This is a genomic window from Planctomonas sp. JC2975 (assembly GCF_012985205.1).
Lineage (GTDB): Bacteria > Actinomycetota > Actinomycetes > Actinomycetales > Microbacteriaceae > Humibacter.
This window is the reverse complement of the sequence record NZ_JABEKS010000001.1, coordinates 2,534,667-2,550,507: the sequence shown is the minus strand read 5'-3', so window position 1 is coordinate 2,550,507 and position 15,841 is coordinate 2,534,667. Positions and strand designations below refer to the sequence as shown.

The window sequence follows — 15,841 nt, the reverse complement described above, 5'->3', positions numbered from 1 at the left end:
CGTACCGTCGAGACATGACGATGCAACAGGAGGTGCGGGAGTTCCTCAGCTCCCGGCGGGCGAAGGTCACGCCGGATCAGGCCGGACTGCCCGTCTACGGCGGCAACCGCCGCGTGCCAGGACTTCGTCGCGAAGAGGTGGCGATGCTCGCCGGTGTGAGCGTCGACTACTACAACCGGCTCGAGCGCGGCAATCTCGCGGGCGTCTCGGAGACGGTGCTCGACGCTCTGTCGCGGGCGCTTCAGCTCGACGAGGCGGAAACGGCGCACCTGTTCGATCTTGCGCGTCAGGCCAACCGATCTCCGCTCGCGCGCACGCCGCGCAGGCGGTCCGACGTGGTGCGGCCGAGCATCCAGCGCGTTCTGGATGCCATCACCGACGCCCCCGCGCTCATCCGCAACAACTACTTCGACTACGTCGGCGCGAATGCCCTTGGCAGGGCGTTGTACGCGCCGGTGTTCGCCGAGACGGCTCCGAACAGTGCACGGTTCACGTTCCTCAATCCCGCAGCGCAGGAGTTCTACCTCGAGTGGGAGCAGACTTCGGCCGAACTGGTCGCCACCATGCGCGGCGAGGCCGGACGAAACCCTTACGACAAGCGGCTGAGCGATCTGGTGGGCGAGCTGTCCACGCGGTCGGATCGGTTCCGCACTCTGTGGGGCGCCCACAATGTGCGCTACCACCGCAGCGGGATCAAGCGCCTGCACCATCCTGTGGTGGGCGACCTGGAACTCGTCTACGAGGCCCTGGAGCTGCCGGCGGATCAGGGACTCACCATCTCGACGTACACGGCCGAGCCGGGCACGGCATCCGCCGACGCGCTCAAGCTGCTCGCCAGCTGGGCTGCCACGCAGGACCTGCCTGCACCCCGCACTGCGGCACGGACGGCCGAGAACGCCGGATCCGATACGACTCCGGCGGGACCAGCAGCTCGCTGACCGAACCGAATCCCTGAGGCCGTGTCGAACTCGCCACCGCGACCGGGCGATTCGCACGCGCACCCGTTCAGTGGCCGCGGCGACGCAGTCGAGCACGAGTCGCGCAGGCAAGCGGCCGAGCACCGCTGCCGCCGTCGAGGACGCTCCCCGATCCATCTTTCAGCACACGAAAACCACCGAATCACCGAGGAGAACCGATGATCGACATCACACTCAACAACGGACTGCGGATGCCTGCACTCGGCTTCGGCGTCTTCCAGAGCGCCCCCGACGTGACGGCGCAGGCGGTCGAGGCCGCACTGAACGTCGGATACCGGCACATCGACACCGCTGCCGCCTACAACAACGAGCGCGAGGTGGGCGAAGGGATCCGCCGCTCAGGTGTGCCGCGCGACGAGATCGTCATCGAGACGAAGGTGTGGGTCTCCGACTACGGATACGACGAGACGCTGCACGCATTCGAGAAGGCGACGGGCAAGCTCGGCGTCGACCGGCTGGACGTGCTGATCCTTCACCAAGCAGCACCCGACCGTTTCGAGAAGACGATCGCGGCCTACAAGGCCCTGGAGACGATGCACGCCGACGGACGGATCGGCGCGATCGGAGTCAGCAACTTCGTGCCGGAGCGGATCGCCATGCTCCTGGATGCGACCGGCGTCGTCCCCGCGATCAACCAGGTGGAGCTGCACCCGTACTTCACCCAGCGGGACGTGCAGCGGGCGGATGCGGAGCAGGGGATCGTGACGCAGGCGTGGTCGCCGATCGGCGGCATCACCTTCTATCCCGGATACGGCGACGAGCGGCGCAGCGTGATGGACGACCCGACGCTTCAGGAGCTCGCCGGCCGGCACGGCAAGAGCGCCGCCCAGGTGATGCTGCGCTGGCACCTGCAGCAGGGACGGTCGGCCATTCCGAAGTCGACCAACCCGGCGCGCATCGCCGAGAACTTCGACGTGTTCGACTTCGAGCTGAGCGACGAGGAGCTGGCGCGCATCGACGCCCTCGACACCGGCGTGCGCAGCGGCCCTGATCCCGAGGTGCCGCGCCCCGCCATGTACGACAGGTCGATCCCGGAGGCGTGAGCCCGTGGAGTCGCGTCGTCCGGCGATACGTCAGTCCGGATGCCGCGGCGCCTCGAGCGGCACCCGGCGCGTCACATCGGATCGCCGTTCGGTCACACGCATCCCTGCGTTGAGGAAGCCGAAAGACGCGTTCAGGAAGCCGAAAGAGCGGACCGGTTCGCGAACGATCCGGTCGACGCTCGCACGATGAGCTCGTTTTCGATCAGCCGCAGCCCCGTGTCGATGCCCTCGCCCTGAATCGCCTGGCTCAGCAGTCCGAAGGCCTGCTGTCCCACCTCGGTGAAGTCCTGTCGCACGGTGGTCAGCGGCGGCCAGTACTCGGCGGACTCGGGGTTGTCGTCGAATCCGACGACGCTGATCTCGCCGGGCACGGCGCGTCCGCCCTCGTGCAGCGCGCGGAGCACGCCGAGCGCGAGCTGATCGTTGGCGCAGAAGACGGCGGAGACGTCGTCGCGTGCCGCGATGACCTTGCCCGCCTCGTATCCAGACTCGGCGTTCCACGTGCCGCCGAGGAGCTCGGGCACCGTCCTTCCGTGCTCATCGAGCACCTCGCGCCAGGCATCGGCGCGGTCGGCTGCGGCGTTCGACGTGCCGATCGGTCCCGACACATGCCAGACCGTCGGATGCCCCAACTCCAGCAGGTGCTCGACGGCCAACCGGGCGCCCTGCTTCTGATCGGCGTTCACGGAGACCCTGTCGTCGTATTCGCGGGAGTCGACCAGAACGGACGGGATGCGATCGGGGAACGTGATCGAATGCTCGCTCAGTTCGTGGGCCTCGACGATGACGATGATGCCGTCCACGGCCTCCTGGTCCAGGCGGGAGAGGGCGTCCGTGATGCTGCCGGTCGAGGGATCCCCCGTCGAGATCAGGTCGATGGAGAAGCCCTCGGCCGCGGCGGCGCTGGTGATGGCATCCAAGATGCGCACCGATCCGATGTTCTGCAACGAGAACATCAGCACGCCGACGTTCTGGAAGCGTCCGCTCTTCAGCGCACGCGCGGCACTGTTCGGACGGTAGTCGAGCTCCGCCATGGCGGAGAGGACCCTGTCGCGGGTGGCGGCCTTGACGGTGTCGAGCCCGTTGGAGACACGGCTCACGGTCTGGGCCGAGACGCCGGCACGTGCGGCGACGTCGGAGATGGATGCCGCGCGCTGGCGCCCCCGCGGCTCGATCAAGACCATGCGTCACTCCCTGCCGTCGACGCTGCGCCGTGCGGCGGCAGGATCGGTTCCTGCATCGTATTCAACTCCGGCCCTGATGAACACAGGCACGCGATGACCCGGGCCGGCCGCGTTGCGGACCGACCGGCGATCAAGGACCGACGTGGACGAAGCATCCGTTTGACTATGTTAGCGTAAACATGTTTACGTGAACATCGCGTGATGGGATGCCGACCCGAACGGTATCCACCCCTGGTGCGAACCGGTGCCGCATGGCGCCGGGGAGCACCGCCCCCTCCGCACCCGATGAAGGTTGCCCGTGTCATCCCTTACCCACAACACCGCAGGTCGGCTGGATGCGACCGCTGTGGCGTCGCAGAAGACTGCGGCCGCAGACTCGCGAACCGCTGCGACCGCCGCGAGCCGTCGCACGACCGCCACACCGCCCGGCCGACGCAAGCGCTCCGTGCTGCAGCGCCGTGTCTCGTTCGCGGGCGTCGGCTTCGTCACGCCGTTCATGATCGGGCTCGCGCTCTTCGTCGTCGCCCCGATCGTCTACGCGCTCTACCTCAGCGTGTTCCGCACCCAGCTGGTGGGCGGCACGACGTTCGTCGGGTTCGACAACTACATCTCGCTGTTTCAGGACGTGAAGTTCTGGCAGTCGTTCCTGCGCGTCCTGCTGTTCCTCGTGGTGCAGGTGCCGATCATGCTGGTGCTCTCCCTGGTCGCTGCGCTGGCGCTGGACAGTGCCCGCCTGCACGGCGTCGGATTCTTCCGCATCGCGATCTTCCTGCCCTACGCCGTTCCCGGTGTGGTCGCCGCTCTGATCTGGGGCTTCATCTACGGCGACCAGTTCGGCCTGACCGCGGCCATCAACCACGCTCTCGGATGGCACCTCGAGCCGCTCGCCAAGTCGTGGATCCTCGGCTCGATCGGCAACATCGTGACCTGGGAGTTCATGGGCTACAACATGCTCATCTTCTACTCCGCGCTGCGGGTCATCTCCCCCGACCTGTACGAGGCGGCGGAGCTGGACGGCGCAGGCGCCTGGCGCGTGATGTGGAGCATCAAGCTTCCGGCTCTGCGCGGCTCGGTCGTGATCGCGGTGATCTTCTCGATCATCGGCAGCTTCCAGCTCTTCAACGAGCCGAATCTGTTGCAGCCGCTGGCACCGAACTCGATCAGCAGCTACTTCACTCCCAACATGTACGCCTACAACCTGTCGTTCGCGGGCCAGCAGTTCAACTACTCGGCAACCGTCGCGATCGTGATGGGCCTCATCACCGCCGTGATCGCCTACGTGGTGCAGGTGCGAGGCACGAGCGCGGAGAACCGATGAGCACGGGACCGATGAGCACAGAACCGATGACCACGGGACCGATGATGACCGCAACGACAACGGCGACCGGCCGCCCGGCCGACGCCTCAACGGCGACGCGCCGCGAGAGGTCCGCTGCCCGTCGCTCCTCGATGCCGAGACGTCGCCGTCGGCCGGCGACCGTCGCACGGCCGCGCAAGAACATCGTGCTCACGATCGTCATGGCGGTGTTCGTCATCTACTCCTTCGTTCCGCTGGTCTGGCTGCTGATCAACGCGTCGAAGACGCAGGGCGACCTGTTCTCGTCGTTCGGTCTCGGATTCGGCAGCCACTTCGCGCTGTGGGACAACATCGTGGAGACGCTGACCTACAAGGACGGCATCTTCGTGCACTGGCTCGGCAACACGCTGCTGTACGTGGTCGTCGGCGCGGGCGGTGCGACGCTGCTCGCCACGCTCGCCGGATACGGCCTGGCCAAGTACAAGTTCCGCGGACGTCGTGCCGTGTTCGCGGTCGTGCTGGGCGCCATCGCCGTGCCCGGCACCGCACTGGCCGTGCCGACCTTCCTTCTGTTCAGCCAGCTCGGCCTGACCAATACGCCGTGGGCGGTGATCCTGCCGTCGCTGATCAGCCCGTTCGGTCTCTACCTGGTGTGGACGTTCGCGATCGATGCCGTGCCGACCGAAGTGCTCGAGGCTGCGCGCATGGACGGTGCCAGCGAGTTCCGCACCTTCTTCACGATCTCGCTCAAGCTCCTCACGCCCGGCATCGTCACGGTCGCGCTGTTCGCCATCGTCGCCACCTGGAACAACTACTTCCTGCCGCTGATCATGCTGAGCGATCCGACCTGGTATCCGCTCACGGTCGGCCTCAGCCAGTGGAGCGCACAGGCGACGGGCGTTGGCGCCCAGCCCATCTTCAACCTGGTCATCACGGGAAGCCTCCTCACGATCGTGCCGATCGTCGTGGCCTTCCTGTTCCTCCAGCGCTACTGGCAGTCGGGTCTGACCGCCGGAAGCGTGAAGGCCTGACCGGCGAGCGGATGCCGCAACCCGGCACCCGCGCGATCCCCACTCTTCCGACTCCCGTTTTTTGTTTCGACTTCCATCCCGATGAAGTGAAAGGCAACCCATGAATCACAGCAAGCGATCGTCGGCTCTGCGCCGCATCGCATCCGTGGCCGCGGCAGGCGCTGTCGTCGCCGCAGCCCTGGTCGGATGTTCGTCCGGCTCAGGCAACGGAGGCAACGCATCCGATGTCGCGTCCGCCCTGCAGAAGGGCGGGACGATCACCTACTGGACGTGGACCCCGGCCGCTAAGGCCCAGGTCAAGGCGTTCGAGAAGGCCTACCCGAAGGTCAAGGTGAACGTCGTCAACGCCGGCACGAACACCACCGAGTACACCAAGCTGCAGAACGCAGTGAAGGCGGGCAAGGGTGCACCGGATGTCGCGCAGCTCGAGTACTACGCTCTGCCGCAGTTCGCCCTCAGCGACTCGCTCGTCGACCTGAAGCAGTTCGGCTTCGACAAGCTGAAGAGCGACTACTCGGTCGGCCCGTGGAACAGCGTCAACGTGCAGGGCAAGCTCGTCGGCCTTCCGCAGGACTCCGGCCCCATGGCGATGTTCTACAACAAGACCGTGTTCGACAAGTACGGCATCGCCGTGCCGAAGACGTGGGACGAGTACGTCGCAGCGGCGAAGCAGCTGCACGCTGCCGACCCGAACGCCTACATCACCGCCGACAGCGGCGACCCCGGCTTCATGACCAGCATGGCGTGGCAGGCGGGCGGCCACCCGTTCAAGGTCGACGGCACGAACGTGACCATCAACCTGCAGGACCAGGGCACCAAGAAGTTCACGGCCGTCTGGAACGAGCTCGTCGAGAACAACCTCCTCTCCCAGGTTCCCGGCTGGACGGATGACTGGTACAAGGCACTCGGCAACGGTGACGTCGCCACGCTGATCACCGGCGCCTGGATGCCCGGTGTGCTCGAGTCGTCGGTGCCGCAGGCATCCGGTGACTGGGCGGTCGCCCCGATCCCCACGTACGACGGCAAGGCCGTGAACGCGGAGAACGGCGGCAGCTCCGAAGTCGTCATGAAGCAGAGCAAGAACCAGGCCCTCGCGGCCGGATTCCTGAAGTGGCTGAACGACAGCAAGGACAGCGTCAAAATCTTCATCAACTCGGGCGGCGGATTCCCGTCGACCACTGCCGACCAGAACTCGAGCGCCTTCCTGAACCAGGCTCCCGAGTACTTCGGCGGCCAGAAGATCAACCAGGTGCTGGTCGACGGAGCGAAGAACGTCGTCCCCGGATGGCAGTACCTGCCCTACGAGGTCTACGCGAACAGCATCTTCTCCGACTCGGTCGGGCAGTCCTACAGTGATGCCAAGTCGCTCGACGACGGACTGCAGCAGTGGCAGCAGTCCCTCGTGAAGTACGGCAACGAGCAGGGCTTCAAGGTCAAGGCCGGATAACCTCGCTCGCACCCGAGAGTGGGCCGGCTCGGATTCCTCGAGCCGGCCCGCTCCCACGCCCGCTGAACATCACTCCCGCCCCCGCACCACCTGGAGCTCATCCCATGGGTCGTTTCGAGATCGGATCCGACGCCTTCCTGCTCGACGAGCAGCCGTTCCGCGTCATCTCCGGCGCGATGCACTACTTCCGCGTGCATCCCGCGCAGTGGCGGGAGCGCATCCGTCTCGCGAGGACGATGGGCCTCAACACCATCGAGACCTACGTTCCGTGGAACGCGCACGAGCCGGAGCCCGGCGTCTTCGTGACGGATGACCCGCGGCTGGGCCTGCGCCGCTTCCTCGAACTCATCGCCGAGGAGGGCATGTACGCCATCGTGCGTCCCGGCCCGTACATCTGTGCTGAGTGGGACGGCGGCGGCCTCCCCGCGTGGCTGCTCGCGGATCCCGATCTGCGGATGCGTACCTCCGATCCGCGCTTCCTCGAGCCGGCGAGCCGCTTCCTTCGGCACGTGCTCGCACAGGTCGCCCCACTGCAGGTCGACAACGGCGGACCCGTCATCCTCGTGCAGGTCGAGAACGAGTACGGCGCCTACGGACGGGACAAGGAGTATCTGAAAGCACTCACCGACGTGACGAGGGAATCCGGCATCACCGTTCCGCTCATCACGGTCGACCAGCCGGCGGACGACATGATCGCGGACGGCAGCCTGCCGGAGCTGCACAAGACGGCATCCTTCGGATCCCACGCCGCCGAGCGCCTCGCGCATCTGCGCGAGAAGCAGCCGACCGGTCCGCTGATGTGCGGCGAGTTCTGGTGCGGATGGTTCGACCACTGGGGCGCGCACCACCACACGACGTCGGCGCAGGCATCCGCTGCCGAGCTGGATGCGCTGCTCGCGGCAGGCGCGTCCGTGAACATCTACATGGTGCACGGCGGCACGAACTTCGGCTTCACGAACGGCGCCAACGACAAGGGCGTGTATCAGCCGATCACGACCTCCTACGACTACGACGCCCCGATCGACGAGGCGGGACGGCCGACCGAGAAGTTCTGGGCGTTCCGCGACGTCATCGCGAAGTACGCGCCGGTGCCCGACGTGCAGCCGGCGGATGCCGCGGCAGCCCCGGTGTTCGAGGTGCCGCTTCGCGGCGGTGCCGACGTGCTGACGGCGGCCGACGCCCTGGCGGCCGAGCGCGGATCTGCGGATGCCGCATCCTCGGGCACCGCATGGACCAGCCACACCGCGCTCCCCACCATGGAGGATCTCGGCGTCTACCGCGGTCTGCTCGCTTACCGCACGAGCATCGACACCGATGCGCCTGCGCTGCTGTCCTTCGCCGAAGTGCGCGATCGCGCCATCGTGCTCGTGGACGGCGCGCGCGTCGGCGTGCTCGCCCGGGAGCGGCACGAGAGCGCGCTCGTCATCCCAGCCGGACGTGAAGTCGTGGTGATCGTCGAGGACGAGGGCCGCGTCGACTACGGATCCCGCATCGGCGAACGCAAGGGCCTCATCGGCCCGGCGACGCTCGACGGAGTCGCGCTCGACGCCTGGGACACGCTCGAGCTCGATGTCGACGCCCTCGTCGACACGACTGCAGCCGGCACCGATCCCGCCGCAACCTCGCTGGCACCCGGGATGCTCCCGACGTTCCACCACGCGGAGTTCGAGCTCGCCGAGCCGGCCGACCTGTTCCTCAGCACGGATGGCTGGGGCAAGGGACTCGCCTGGGTGAACGGATTCGCGCTCGGCCGATACTGGAGCGCCGGTCCGCAGCACACGCTGTACGTGCCGAGGGGTGCGACGCGATCCGGATCCAACGACCTCGTCGTGCTCGAGCTCGACGCCCTCGCGGCTCCCACCGCCCGCTTCGTCGCGGGTCTCTCCCTGGGCCACACCGAGGAGTAACCCCCTCCCCCTCACCTCCCGAGGGTGCCCGTTCCTCCTCTCGAAAGTGCCCGTTCCTCCTCCCGAGGGTGCTCCGCGGTGACCACGGGAGCGTGCCGACGTCGATAGCCGTCCCACGGCCGCCGCACAGCATCCGCACCTACGGTTCCGTGCATGAGTGCCCCGACGTCCGCCGCGGTGGTGTACACCGTCGGCGACCTGCACGTGGAGGTGCACGGGCAGGGGCGTCCCGTGCTGCTCATCCACGGCAACTCCGGCGATCTGCACTACTTCGACCGGATCGTGCCGATCCTGGCGCAGGTGCGACGCACCATCGCGATGGACAGCCGCGGCCAGGGGCTATCGGCACGGGGTGAAGGCCCGCTCACGATCGCACGCATGGCGGACGACGCGGCAGACGTCATCCGCTCGCTGGGCAACGGGACGGATGCCGCACCCGACCCGTTCGACATCGTCGGGTTCTCTGACGGCGCGAACGTGGCCATGCTGCTGGCACTGCGACATCCGGAACTCGTGCGCTCGCTGGTGCTCAACTCGGGGAACATCGACGTGCGCGGGGTGCGACCGGGCTTCCTGTGGAGCGTCGGATTCGTCGACTTCGTGCTGCGGATGCGCGCCCGCGTGCTCCCGCGCTCGAGGCTCTCCCATGCGCTCGGGCGCAAACACGAACAGCTTCAGCTGATGCTCGTGCCGCCGGGAATCGCGCGCAGCGACCTGGCGCGCATTGCTGTGCCGACGCTCGTGCTCACCGGGTCGCGAGACGTGGTCCTGAAGTCCCACACCCGGATGATCGCCGGCACGATCCCCGACGCCCAACGGCGCGTGGTGCGCGGCGCCACCCACCTGCTCCTGCGGGAGAAGCCGGCCGCCGCTGCCGCGATGATCCTCGAGTTCCTCGACACGGGGGTGGCGCCGGAGGTGTGACCGGGCCGGTGGCAACGGCACCGCAACGGAAGCGGGCCCCGCGACATCCCTCGAGGATGCCGCGGGGCCCGCTACTCGTCGGGCGCCGCCGTCTACTGCGCCGCGAGGGCGAAGAGGTGGATCGACGCGCTGTCCGGCAGCGTCACGGTCGCGATGGTCTTGCCGGAGGCCAACGGGATCGTGTTGTAGAAGACCCGGTAGGCGTAGGCGGAGTCGCCGTATCCGCTCGGGGTGTTCCTGCCCTGGGTGGAGATGGCCACCTGAGACCCGAACTCGGTCGCCGACGAGAACGACCAGTTCGGGAACCCGAGCTGCCCGGTCGACGTGCTGCCGTCCGTGTAGGTCACCGTGACGGTGCCCTGCACATCGCCAGCCTCGGATCCGAGGAAGGCGAGCTTGGTGCCCGATCCGCTCGCCTCCACGACCTGACCCGTGGTCTGCACGTTGTCGTTCGTGCCTGCGGCGGCGGACGGCCACGTGAACGTCGCCCCTCCGAACGAGACGGTGCTCCCCGGTGTCACGCCTGCCGCCTGCAGCTGCTCGGCGGAGAAACTGTTCCCGTCCCCGTCGAAGTTTCCGACCGTGTAGTTCGACAGATCCGTGACGCCCACGTTGTTGAACGCGGCGGCCAGGTTCGGATACGGCACGTTGCTGTAGAGGTCGTCGACGCCGATAAGGGTCGCCGTCGCGCTCTGCGAGCGGTAGCCGACCGTGGCGGTCAGCTCATCTGTGTGCGGCCCTGGCGGAGGCGTAGGGCCTGTCACCTTGAACGAGACCGTTGCCGAGCCGCCCGCCTTCAGCGCGTGGACGGTCTGTCGCGACCCGCTGACCTTCCAGCCGGACGGAACGGCGAGGGTGACATCCGCGGTGCTCACCATGGTCGGACCGTTGTTCGTCAGTGTGAGGTCGATGTTGCTGGACCCGCCGCCCACGGTGTTGTTCTGGAACGACAGCGACACGGCCGCCGCGAGTCCCTTGCCTGCGCCGCGGTGCACGCGGTACATGACCGTGCCGTGCGCGGGGACATCGGCGGAGACGACGCCGTTGGTGACCGACTGCTGGCCGCCGACGAGGTCGGTGAGCGTGAACGGTCCCGATCCGGTGAGACCCGCTGCAGCAGCCGTGGTGCCGATGGTCTGCGACGAGGTGCCCTTGTTGAACAGCACGACGGAGACATCGCCGTTCGCGAGCGGCTTGGTCAGCACGTCGTATCCGGTGCCCTGCTGCACGATGTGCCCCTGGACGCCGAGCGGATCCTGGTCGACGCCGATGATGCGGTCGTTGCCCAAGACCGCGAGCGATGCGGGCGACAGTGACGTGAGATCGGTGCTGCTGATGAGCGGTGCGGCCATCTCGGCCCACAACGACATCTGGCTCTGCATCTCGGTCGTGCTCAGTCCGGAGTCGCCGGCGAGCAGGAAGTCCGGGTCGTTCCAGTGGCCTGGCCCTGCGTACTGTCCGAGCGGCTCGTTGTACGAGTAGTTGTAGGCGATGGCGCTCCACTTCGACGCGCCGCTCTCCTGCCCGAGCGCGGTATCCGCTCCCTCACGCCACAGGTTCGCGACCTTGCTCGACGCGGAGATGACGGTCTGCCAGTCGGAGGTGCCCTGGAAGTACGCGGGCGCCGAGTCGGAGAACACGATCGGGCGGCCGGTGGCCACGAGCGCCTGGCTGAACTGGTTGTACGCCTGGATGTACGTCTGCGCGTCCGACTGTCCGGCGACCGATGGCACGTTGCAGCCATCGAGCTTCACGTAGTCAACGCCCCAGGATGCGAACGTGTCGGCGTCCTGCGTGTAATGCCCCCAGCTGCCGGGATATCCGCCGCAGGTGTTCGTGCCGGCATCCTCGTAGATGCCGAACTTGAGGCCCATGGCGTGCAGCTTGTCGGCGACGTACTTCATCCCGTCGGGGAACGTCGTCGGGTTCGCGACCAGAACTCCGTTGGCGTCGCGCGACTGCATCCAGCAGTCGTCGATGGTGACGGTGTTGTAGCCCTTCTTGGCGAGACCGCTCGAGACGAGAGCGGCCCCCTGATCGAGGATGAGTTTCTCGTTGATGTCGCACTGGTAGTACGACCAGTCGTTCCAGCCCATCGGTGGCGTGAGAGCCTGACCGTTGTACGACGACGTGGATCCGGTTGCGGCGCTGGAACTCTGCAGCGGGGCGGCCATCACCGCACTCGGGGCTGCCAGTAATCCGGCGATCACGACGGCTGCGCTCGCGACGGCGAGAGCAGCAGCACGACCCTTTCCCATGCGATCTCCTTGTTCGTGGTGGGCCCCCTCGATGGGGGACGAATCTCACGCTAGAACGCGAATTAGTGATCGGAAAGGGGAGTTTGCGCTCAGTTTCAATCAATTTGGTGAGCGATACGCGTCGAGGGGTGCCGCAGGACGACGGAGGCCCGGATCGTCCTCGAACGACCCGGGCCTCCGTCAGCCACCTCCGGTGGCGGCACCCCTACGCCAGAATCGTCCAGGGATCCTCGATCAGCCGCGTGAACGTCTGCAGCCACTGCGCCGCCAGGGCCCCGTCGATGATGCGGTGGTCGCTGTTCAGCGTGTAGCGCATGCGCTGCCGCGGCACGATCTCGCCGTTCACGACGGCCGGCTCCGCCTTCGTGCCGCCGACCGCGAGGATCGCGCCCTCCGGCGGGTTGATGATCGCGGTGAACTCCTCGACCCCATACATGCCGAGGTTGCTGATGGTGAACGTTCCGCCGCTCATCTGATCCGGCGTGAGCTTGCGGTCCTGGGCGAGCTTCACAAGGTGCTTCGCCTCCTCGGCCAGGCGTCCGACCGACTTGGTGTCTGCGTCGTCGATCACCGGGACCACGAGACCGTGGTCCGAGGCGACGGCGATGCCGATGTTGATGCGGTGATGCACCTGCATGGTGGTGGCATCCTCGCCGGTGAAGCTGGCGTTGACGAGCGGATGCTCTCGCAGCGCGAGCGCGGCGGCCCGCACGAGCAGGTCGTTGACGCTGATCTTCTGGCGTCCGGCCGCCACGAGGCGCTCGTTGAGCGTCGCGCGCATGGTCATCAACTCTTCGGCGTCCGCGACCGCCGTGACGGCGAAGTGCGGGATGGTCCGTGCGCTCTCGGCGAGACGGCGCGCGATCACGCGACGCACCGAGTCCATCGGCACCTGCTCGGTGCCGCGCTGCTCGTCGAGTGAGCTGGATCCTGCACGAGCAGCGGATGCCTGGGCCGGCGCCGGAGCGGATGCCGCTGGCGCGCTCGCCGCGGGAGCCTGAGCAGCGGGTACCGCGGCGGATGCAGGTGCGGCGGCCGAGGCATCCGCTGCGCCGACGAGGTGCTCGACATCGGCACGGATGATGCGTCCACCGGGACCGGTGCCCGTCACCGAACGCAGGTCGATGCCGTTCTCCCGAGCGATCGTGCGCACAACAGGCGAGGCCAGCAGACGCTCGCGCGAGTTCGCCCCGGCGGTCGACCCGGTGGCCGAATCGACAGCGGCGACGGACTGCGTAGGGGTCTCGGCGTTCACCGGCTTGACGGCCTCGGCGGTGGCCTCTTCAGGAGTCGTCGCAGTGCCGGCCGGACCGGCCTCGGCGGCCGCGCTCGGCGCAGCCTCGCCTCCACCCGACCCGCCAGGTGCGCCGTCGAGTTCCGCGATCGGGGTCCCGATCGCCACGGTCTTGCCCTCCGGAACGAGGATCGCGGTCAGCGTCCCGGCCTCATAGGCCTCGAAGTCCATCGTGGCCTTGTCGGTCTCGATCTCGGCGAGCGTCTCGCCCGCCTCCACGTGATCCCCGATCTTCTTGTACCAGGTGGAGATCGCGCCCTCCTCCATGGTGTCGGAGAGGCGGGGCATGGTGATCTGTTTCATGACGATTCCTTGTTGTTCGCCGAAGGTCTCAGGTTTTCTGGCGGCTCAGCGCCGGCGTCCGACGGCGTCGAGCGTCTCGTGCACCGCGTTCACGACGTCGTCGATCGACGGCAGCGCCGCTGTCTCGAGCGGCTTCGCGTAGGGCAGCGGAACCTCCGCCATCGCCACGCGACGAACGGGCGCATCCAGGTAGTCGAACGCTCCGTCGGAGATCGAGGCTGCGACCTCCGCGCCGATGCCGTACGTGAGCCAGTCGTCCTCGAGCACGACGGCCGCGTTCGTCTTCTTGACGGATTCGATCACGGTATCGCGGTCGAGCGGACGCAGGCTGCGCAGGTCGACCACCTCGATGTCGAGGCCCTCGGACTCGGCCAGACGATCGGCCACCTGCTGGGCGACCAGGGCCATCCGCGAGTAGCCGATGAGGGTGAGGTCCTTGCCCGTGCGGGTGACCTTCGCCTTGCCGATCTCAGCGGGCTCCACGTGGTCGGGCACGTCGCCCTTCGTGTTGTACAGCGCGAGGTTCTCGAGGAACAGCACAGGGTCGTCGTCGCGGATGGATGCCATCAGCAGCGCCTTCGCGTCGGCCGGCGTCGACGGAGCGACCACTTTCATGCCCGGCACGAACGCGTAGTACAGCTCGATGTTCTGCGAGTGCGATGCGCCCAGCTGCTGTCCGCCGCCGCCCGGCGTGCGGATCACCATGGGAACGCCCAGCTGTCCGCCGAACATGCCGTGGATCTTCGCGGCGTGGTTCACGATCTGGTCGAGCGCGAGCAGCGAGAAGTTGATGGTCATGATCTCCACGACCGGCCGAAGGCCGAGCATCGCCGCACCGGTGAAGCCCTCCTCGGAGATGGGCGCGTCGCGAACGCGACGTGCGCCGAACTCCTTCAGAAGACCGGCCGTGATCTTGTACGAGCCGTCGAAGATGCCGATCTCCTCGCCGATCAGCATCACGTTCTCATCGCGCAGCAGTTCTTCGCGCAGCGTGTCGTGCAGCGCCTGCCGGTAGGTCATCTCGGTCATGCGATCCTCCCGGAAGCCTGCGCGGTGGTGGCCAGAGCCGGGGAGGGAAGCGCCGGGAACAGCGGATCGCCCGGGTACCGTCGCGAATCGTTCGCGACGGGGGTGGCGTACGTGTAGTCGAAGAGCGTGGAGACATCCGGATTCGGGCTGGATGCCGCGAACGACGCCGCATCATCGACGATGGCCACAGCCTGGCGGTCGATCTCGGCCAGCTCCGTGTCGTCGAGCACGCCGGCCTTCTTGAGCTTGGCCGCGAATGTGTGCACGGGATCGTTCTCCTTGAGCAACTCGACGGTCTCCGCGCTGCGGTACTTCGCCGGGTCGACGACGGAGTGACCGCGGAGGCGCTCGGTCATCACCTCGAGCAGGTACGGACGTCCGGATCGTGCGACCTCGACGGCCTTCTTCGCCGCGGCAGCGGTCTCCTCGGGGTCGAGCCCGTTCACTCGAGCGGACTCGATGCGGTACGCGGCGCCACGCCTGTACAGCTCGGGTTCCGCGGAGGAGTGCGCGACGTCCGTTCCCATGCCGAGACCGTTGTTGATGATGACGTAGACGATGGGCAGGTCCCAGAGGCCGGCCAGGTTCAGCGACTCGTGGAACGCGCCGGTGGCGGTGGTGCCGTCGCCCATCGTGACCATCACGATCTCCGACCGGCCCTGGTACTGCAGCGCGAGCGCTGCGCCGGTGGCGATCGGAAGCTGGCCGCCGACGATCCCGTAGCCGCCGAGAAGGCGGTGGGTCACGTCGAACATGTGCATCGAGCCGCCCCACCCCTTCGACACCCCGTCGACGCGGCCGTACAGCTCTGCCATCACGCGCCGCGGCTCGATGCCGCGGTTCAGGGCGTAGCCGTGCTCGCGATAGTTCGTGAACAGGTAGTCGTCGGGGTTCAGCTCGCCGAGCAGCCCGACGATCGCGGCCTCCTCGCCGAGGTTGAGGTGGCAGTATCCGCCGATCAGGGCTTCGGTGTATGCGCGCTGGGCGCGCTCCTCGAAGCGGCGGATGAGCATCATGTGCGTGTAGTACTCCGTCAGCCGCTGCCGCTCGGCGTCGCCCAGCTTCGGGCGGCGTGCAGAGCGGGACGGAGCAGGACGGGTCGTGCGTGCGGACGTGGTTCGCGTCGTCCGCGCCGGATCGGCCATGG

General features: G+C 67.4%; 12 protein-coding genes. 7 read left to right on the top strand and 5 right to left on the bottom strand.

The features are described 5' to 3' along the window. Positions 1–14 precede the first annotated feature (14 nt). Positions 15–938 carry a helix-turn-helix transcriptional regulator gene (locus HII28_RS11595; RefSeq protein WP_170025528.1) on the top strand — a complete coding sequence of 308 codons (924 nt, stop codon included), beginning with the start codon at positions 15–17 and terminating at the stop codon, positions 936–938. Between the two features lie 197 nt (positions 939–1,135). Beyond that, the gene (locus HII28_RS11590) at positions 1,136–2,020 is read left to right on the top strand and encodes an aldo/keto reductase (protein WP_170025527.1); all 885 of its coding nucleotides are present in this window, start codon (positions 1,136–1,138) and stop codon (positions 2,018–2,020) included. A 131-nt stretch (positions 2,021–2,151) separates the two neighbouring features. Here the strand turns inward: HII28_RS11590 and HII28_RS11585 are convergent, their stop codons facing one another. Further along, complete coding sequence (locus tag HII28_RS11585; protein ID WP_205864636.1) at positions 2,152–3,204, bottom strand: LacI family DNA-binding transcriptional regulator; 1,053 nt, start codon at positions 3,202–3,204, stop codon at positions 2,152–2,154. 496 nt (positions 3,205–3,700) lie between these two features. Between HII28_RS11585 and HII28_RS11580 the strand changes: the two genes are divergently transcribed. The 5 genes from HII28_RS11580 to HII28_RS11560 all read left to right on the top strand — a co-directional run bounded on the left by HII28_RS11580 (position 3,701) and on the right by HII28_RS11560 (position 9,810). After that, complete coding sequence (locus tag HII28_RS11580; protein WP_170026108.1) at positions 3,701–4,522, top strand: sugar ABC transporter permease; 822 nt, start codon at positions 3,701–3,703, stop codon at positions 4,520–4,522. Between the two features lie 131 nt (positions 4,523–4,653). Then, positions 4,654–5,532, top strand: a complete 879-nt coding sequence (locus tag HII28_RS11575) for a carbohydrate ABC transporter permease (RefSeq protein WP_240977869.1) — start codon at positions 4,654–4,656, stop codon at positions 5,530–5,532. Positions 5,533–5,632: 100 nt separating this feature from the next. Further along, a complete protein-coding gene (locus HII28_RS11570; protein ID WP_170025526.1) occupies positions 5,633–6,979 on the top strand; it encodes a sugar ABC transporter substrate-binding protein in 1,347 nt (448 codons plus the stop codon). Positions 6,980–7,083: 104 nt separating this feature from the next. Then, positions 7,084–8,886: a beta-galactosidase family protein gene (locus HII28_RS11565; protein ID WP_170025525.1), complete on the top strand. Its 1,803-nt coding sequence runs from the start codon at positions 7,084–7,086 to the stop codon at positions 8,884–8,886. Between the two features lie 153 nt (positions 8,887–9,039). Then, a complete protein-coding gene (locus tag HII28_RS11560) occupies positions 9,040–9,810 on the top strand; it encodes an alpha/beta hydrolase (RefSeq protein ID WP_170025524.1) in 771 nt (256 codons plus the stop codon). Between the two features lie 92 nt (positions 9,811–9,902). Here HII28_RS11560 and HII28_RS11555 read toward each other — a convergent pair whose 3' ends face one another. The 4 genes from HII28_RS11555 to pdhA form a co-directional block, all read right to left on the bottom strand. Next, positions 9,903–12,068: an NEW3 domain-containing protein gene (locus HII28_RS11555; RefSeq protein WP_170025523.1), complete on the bottom strand. Its 2,166-nt coding sequence runs from the start codon at positions 12,066–12,068 to the stop codon at positions 9,903–9,905. A 205-nt stretch (positions 12,069–12,273) separates the two neighbouring features. Beyond that, positions 12,274–13,665, bottom strand: a complete 1,392-nt coding sequence (locus tag HII28_RS11550; RefSeq protein ID WP_170025522.1) for a dihydrolipoamide acetyltransferase family protein — start codon at positions 13,663–13,665, stop codon at positions 12,274–12,276. A gap of 45 nt (positions 13,666–13,710) precedes the next feature. Beyond that, positions 13,711–14,694 carry an alpha-ketoacid dehydrogenase subunit beta gene (locus HII28_RS11545; RefSeq protein WP_170025521.1) on the bottom strand — a complete coding sequence of 328 codons (984 nt, stop codon included), beginning with the start codon at positions 14,692–14,694 and terminating at the stop codon, positions 13,711–13,713. Next, positions 14,691–15,839, bottom strand: coding sequence for a pyruvate dehydrogenase (acetyl-transferring) E1 component subunit alpha (gene pdhA, locus HII28_RS11540; protein WP_170025520.1), 1,149 nt, complete (start codon positions 15,837–15,839; stop codon positions 14,691–14,693). Before pdhA ends, HII28_RS11545 begins: the two co-directional genes overlap by 4 nt. Between the last annotated feature and the right edge of the window lie 2 nt (positions 15,840–15,841).

What these genes read in the sequence shown, in the direction of transcription:
- HII28_RS11585 (WP_205864636.1), bottom strand. Translation starts at nt 3,204, where the DNA reads ATGGTCTTGATCGAGCCGCGGGGGCGCCAGCGCGCGGCATCCATCTCC.
- HII28_RS11595 (WP_170025528.1), top strand. Translation starts at nt 15, where the DNA reads ATGACGATGCAACAGGAGGTGCGGGAGTTCCTCAGCTCCCGGCGGGCG.
- HII28_RS11545 (WP_170025521.1), bottom strand. Translation starts at nt 14,694, where the DNA reads ATGACCGAGATGACCTACCGGCAGGCGCTGCACGACACGCTGCGCGAA.
- HII28_RS11555 (WP_170025523.1), bottom strand. Translation starts at nt 12,068, where the DNA reads ATGGGAAAGGGTCGTGCTGCTGCTCTCGCCGTCGCGAGCGCAGCCGTC.
- HII28_RS11550 (WP_170025522.1), bottom strand. Translation starts at nt 13,665, where the DNA reads ATGAAACAGATCACCATGCCCCGCCTCTCCGACACCATGGAGGAGGGC.
- HII28_RS11560 (WP_170025524.1), top strand. Translation starts at nt 9,040, where the DNA reads ATGAGTGCCCCGACGTCCGCCGCGGTGGTGTACACCGTCGGCGACCTG.
- HII28_RS11580 (WP_170026108.1), top strand. Translation starts at nt 3,701, where the DNA reads ATGATCGGGCTCGCGCTCTTCGTCGTCGCCCCGATCGTCTACGCGCTC.
- HII28_RS11570 (WP_170025526.1), top strand. Translation starts at nt 5,633, where the DNA reads ATGAATCACAGCAAGCGATCGTCGGCTCTGCGCCGCATCGCATCCGTG.
- HII28_RS11575 (WP_240977869.1), top strand. Translation starts at nt 4,654, where the DNA reads ATGCCGAGACGTCGCCGTCGGCCGGCGACCGTCGCACGGCCGCGCAAG.
- HII28_RS11590 (WP_170025527.1), top strand. Translation starts at nt 1,136, where the DNA reads ATGATCGACATCACACTCAACAACGGACTGCGGATGCCTGCACTCGGC.
- pdhA (WP_170025520.1), bottom strand. Translation starts at nt 15,839, where the DNA reads ATGGCCGATCCGGCGCGGACGACGCGAACCACGTCCGCACGCACGACC.
- HII28_RS11565 (WP_170025525.1), top strand. Translation starts at nt 7,084, where the DNA reads ATGGGTCGTTTCGAGATCGGATCCGACGCCTTCCTGCTCGACGAGCAG.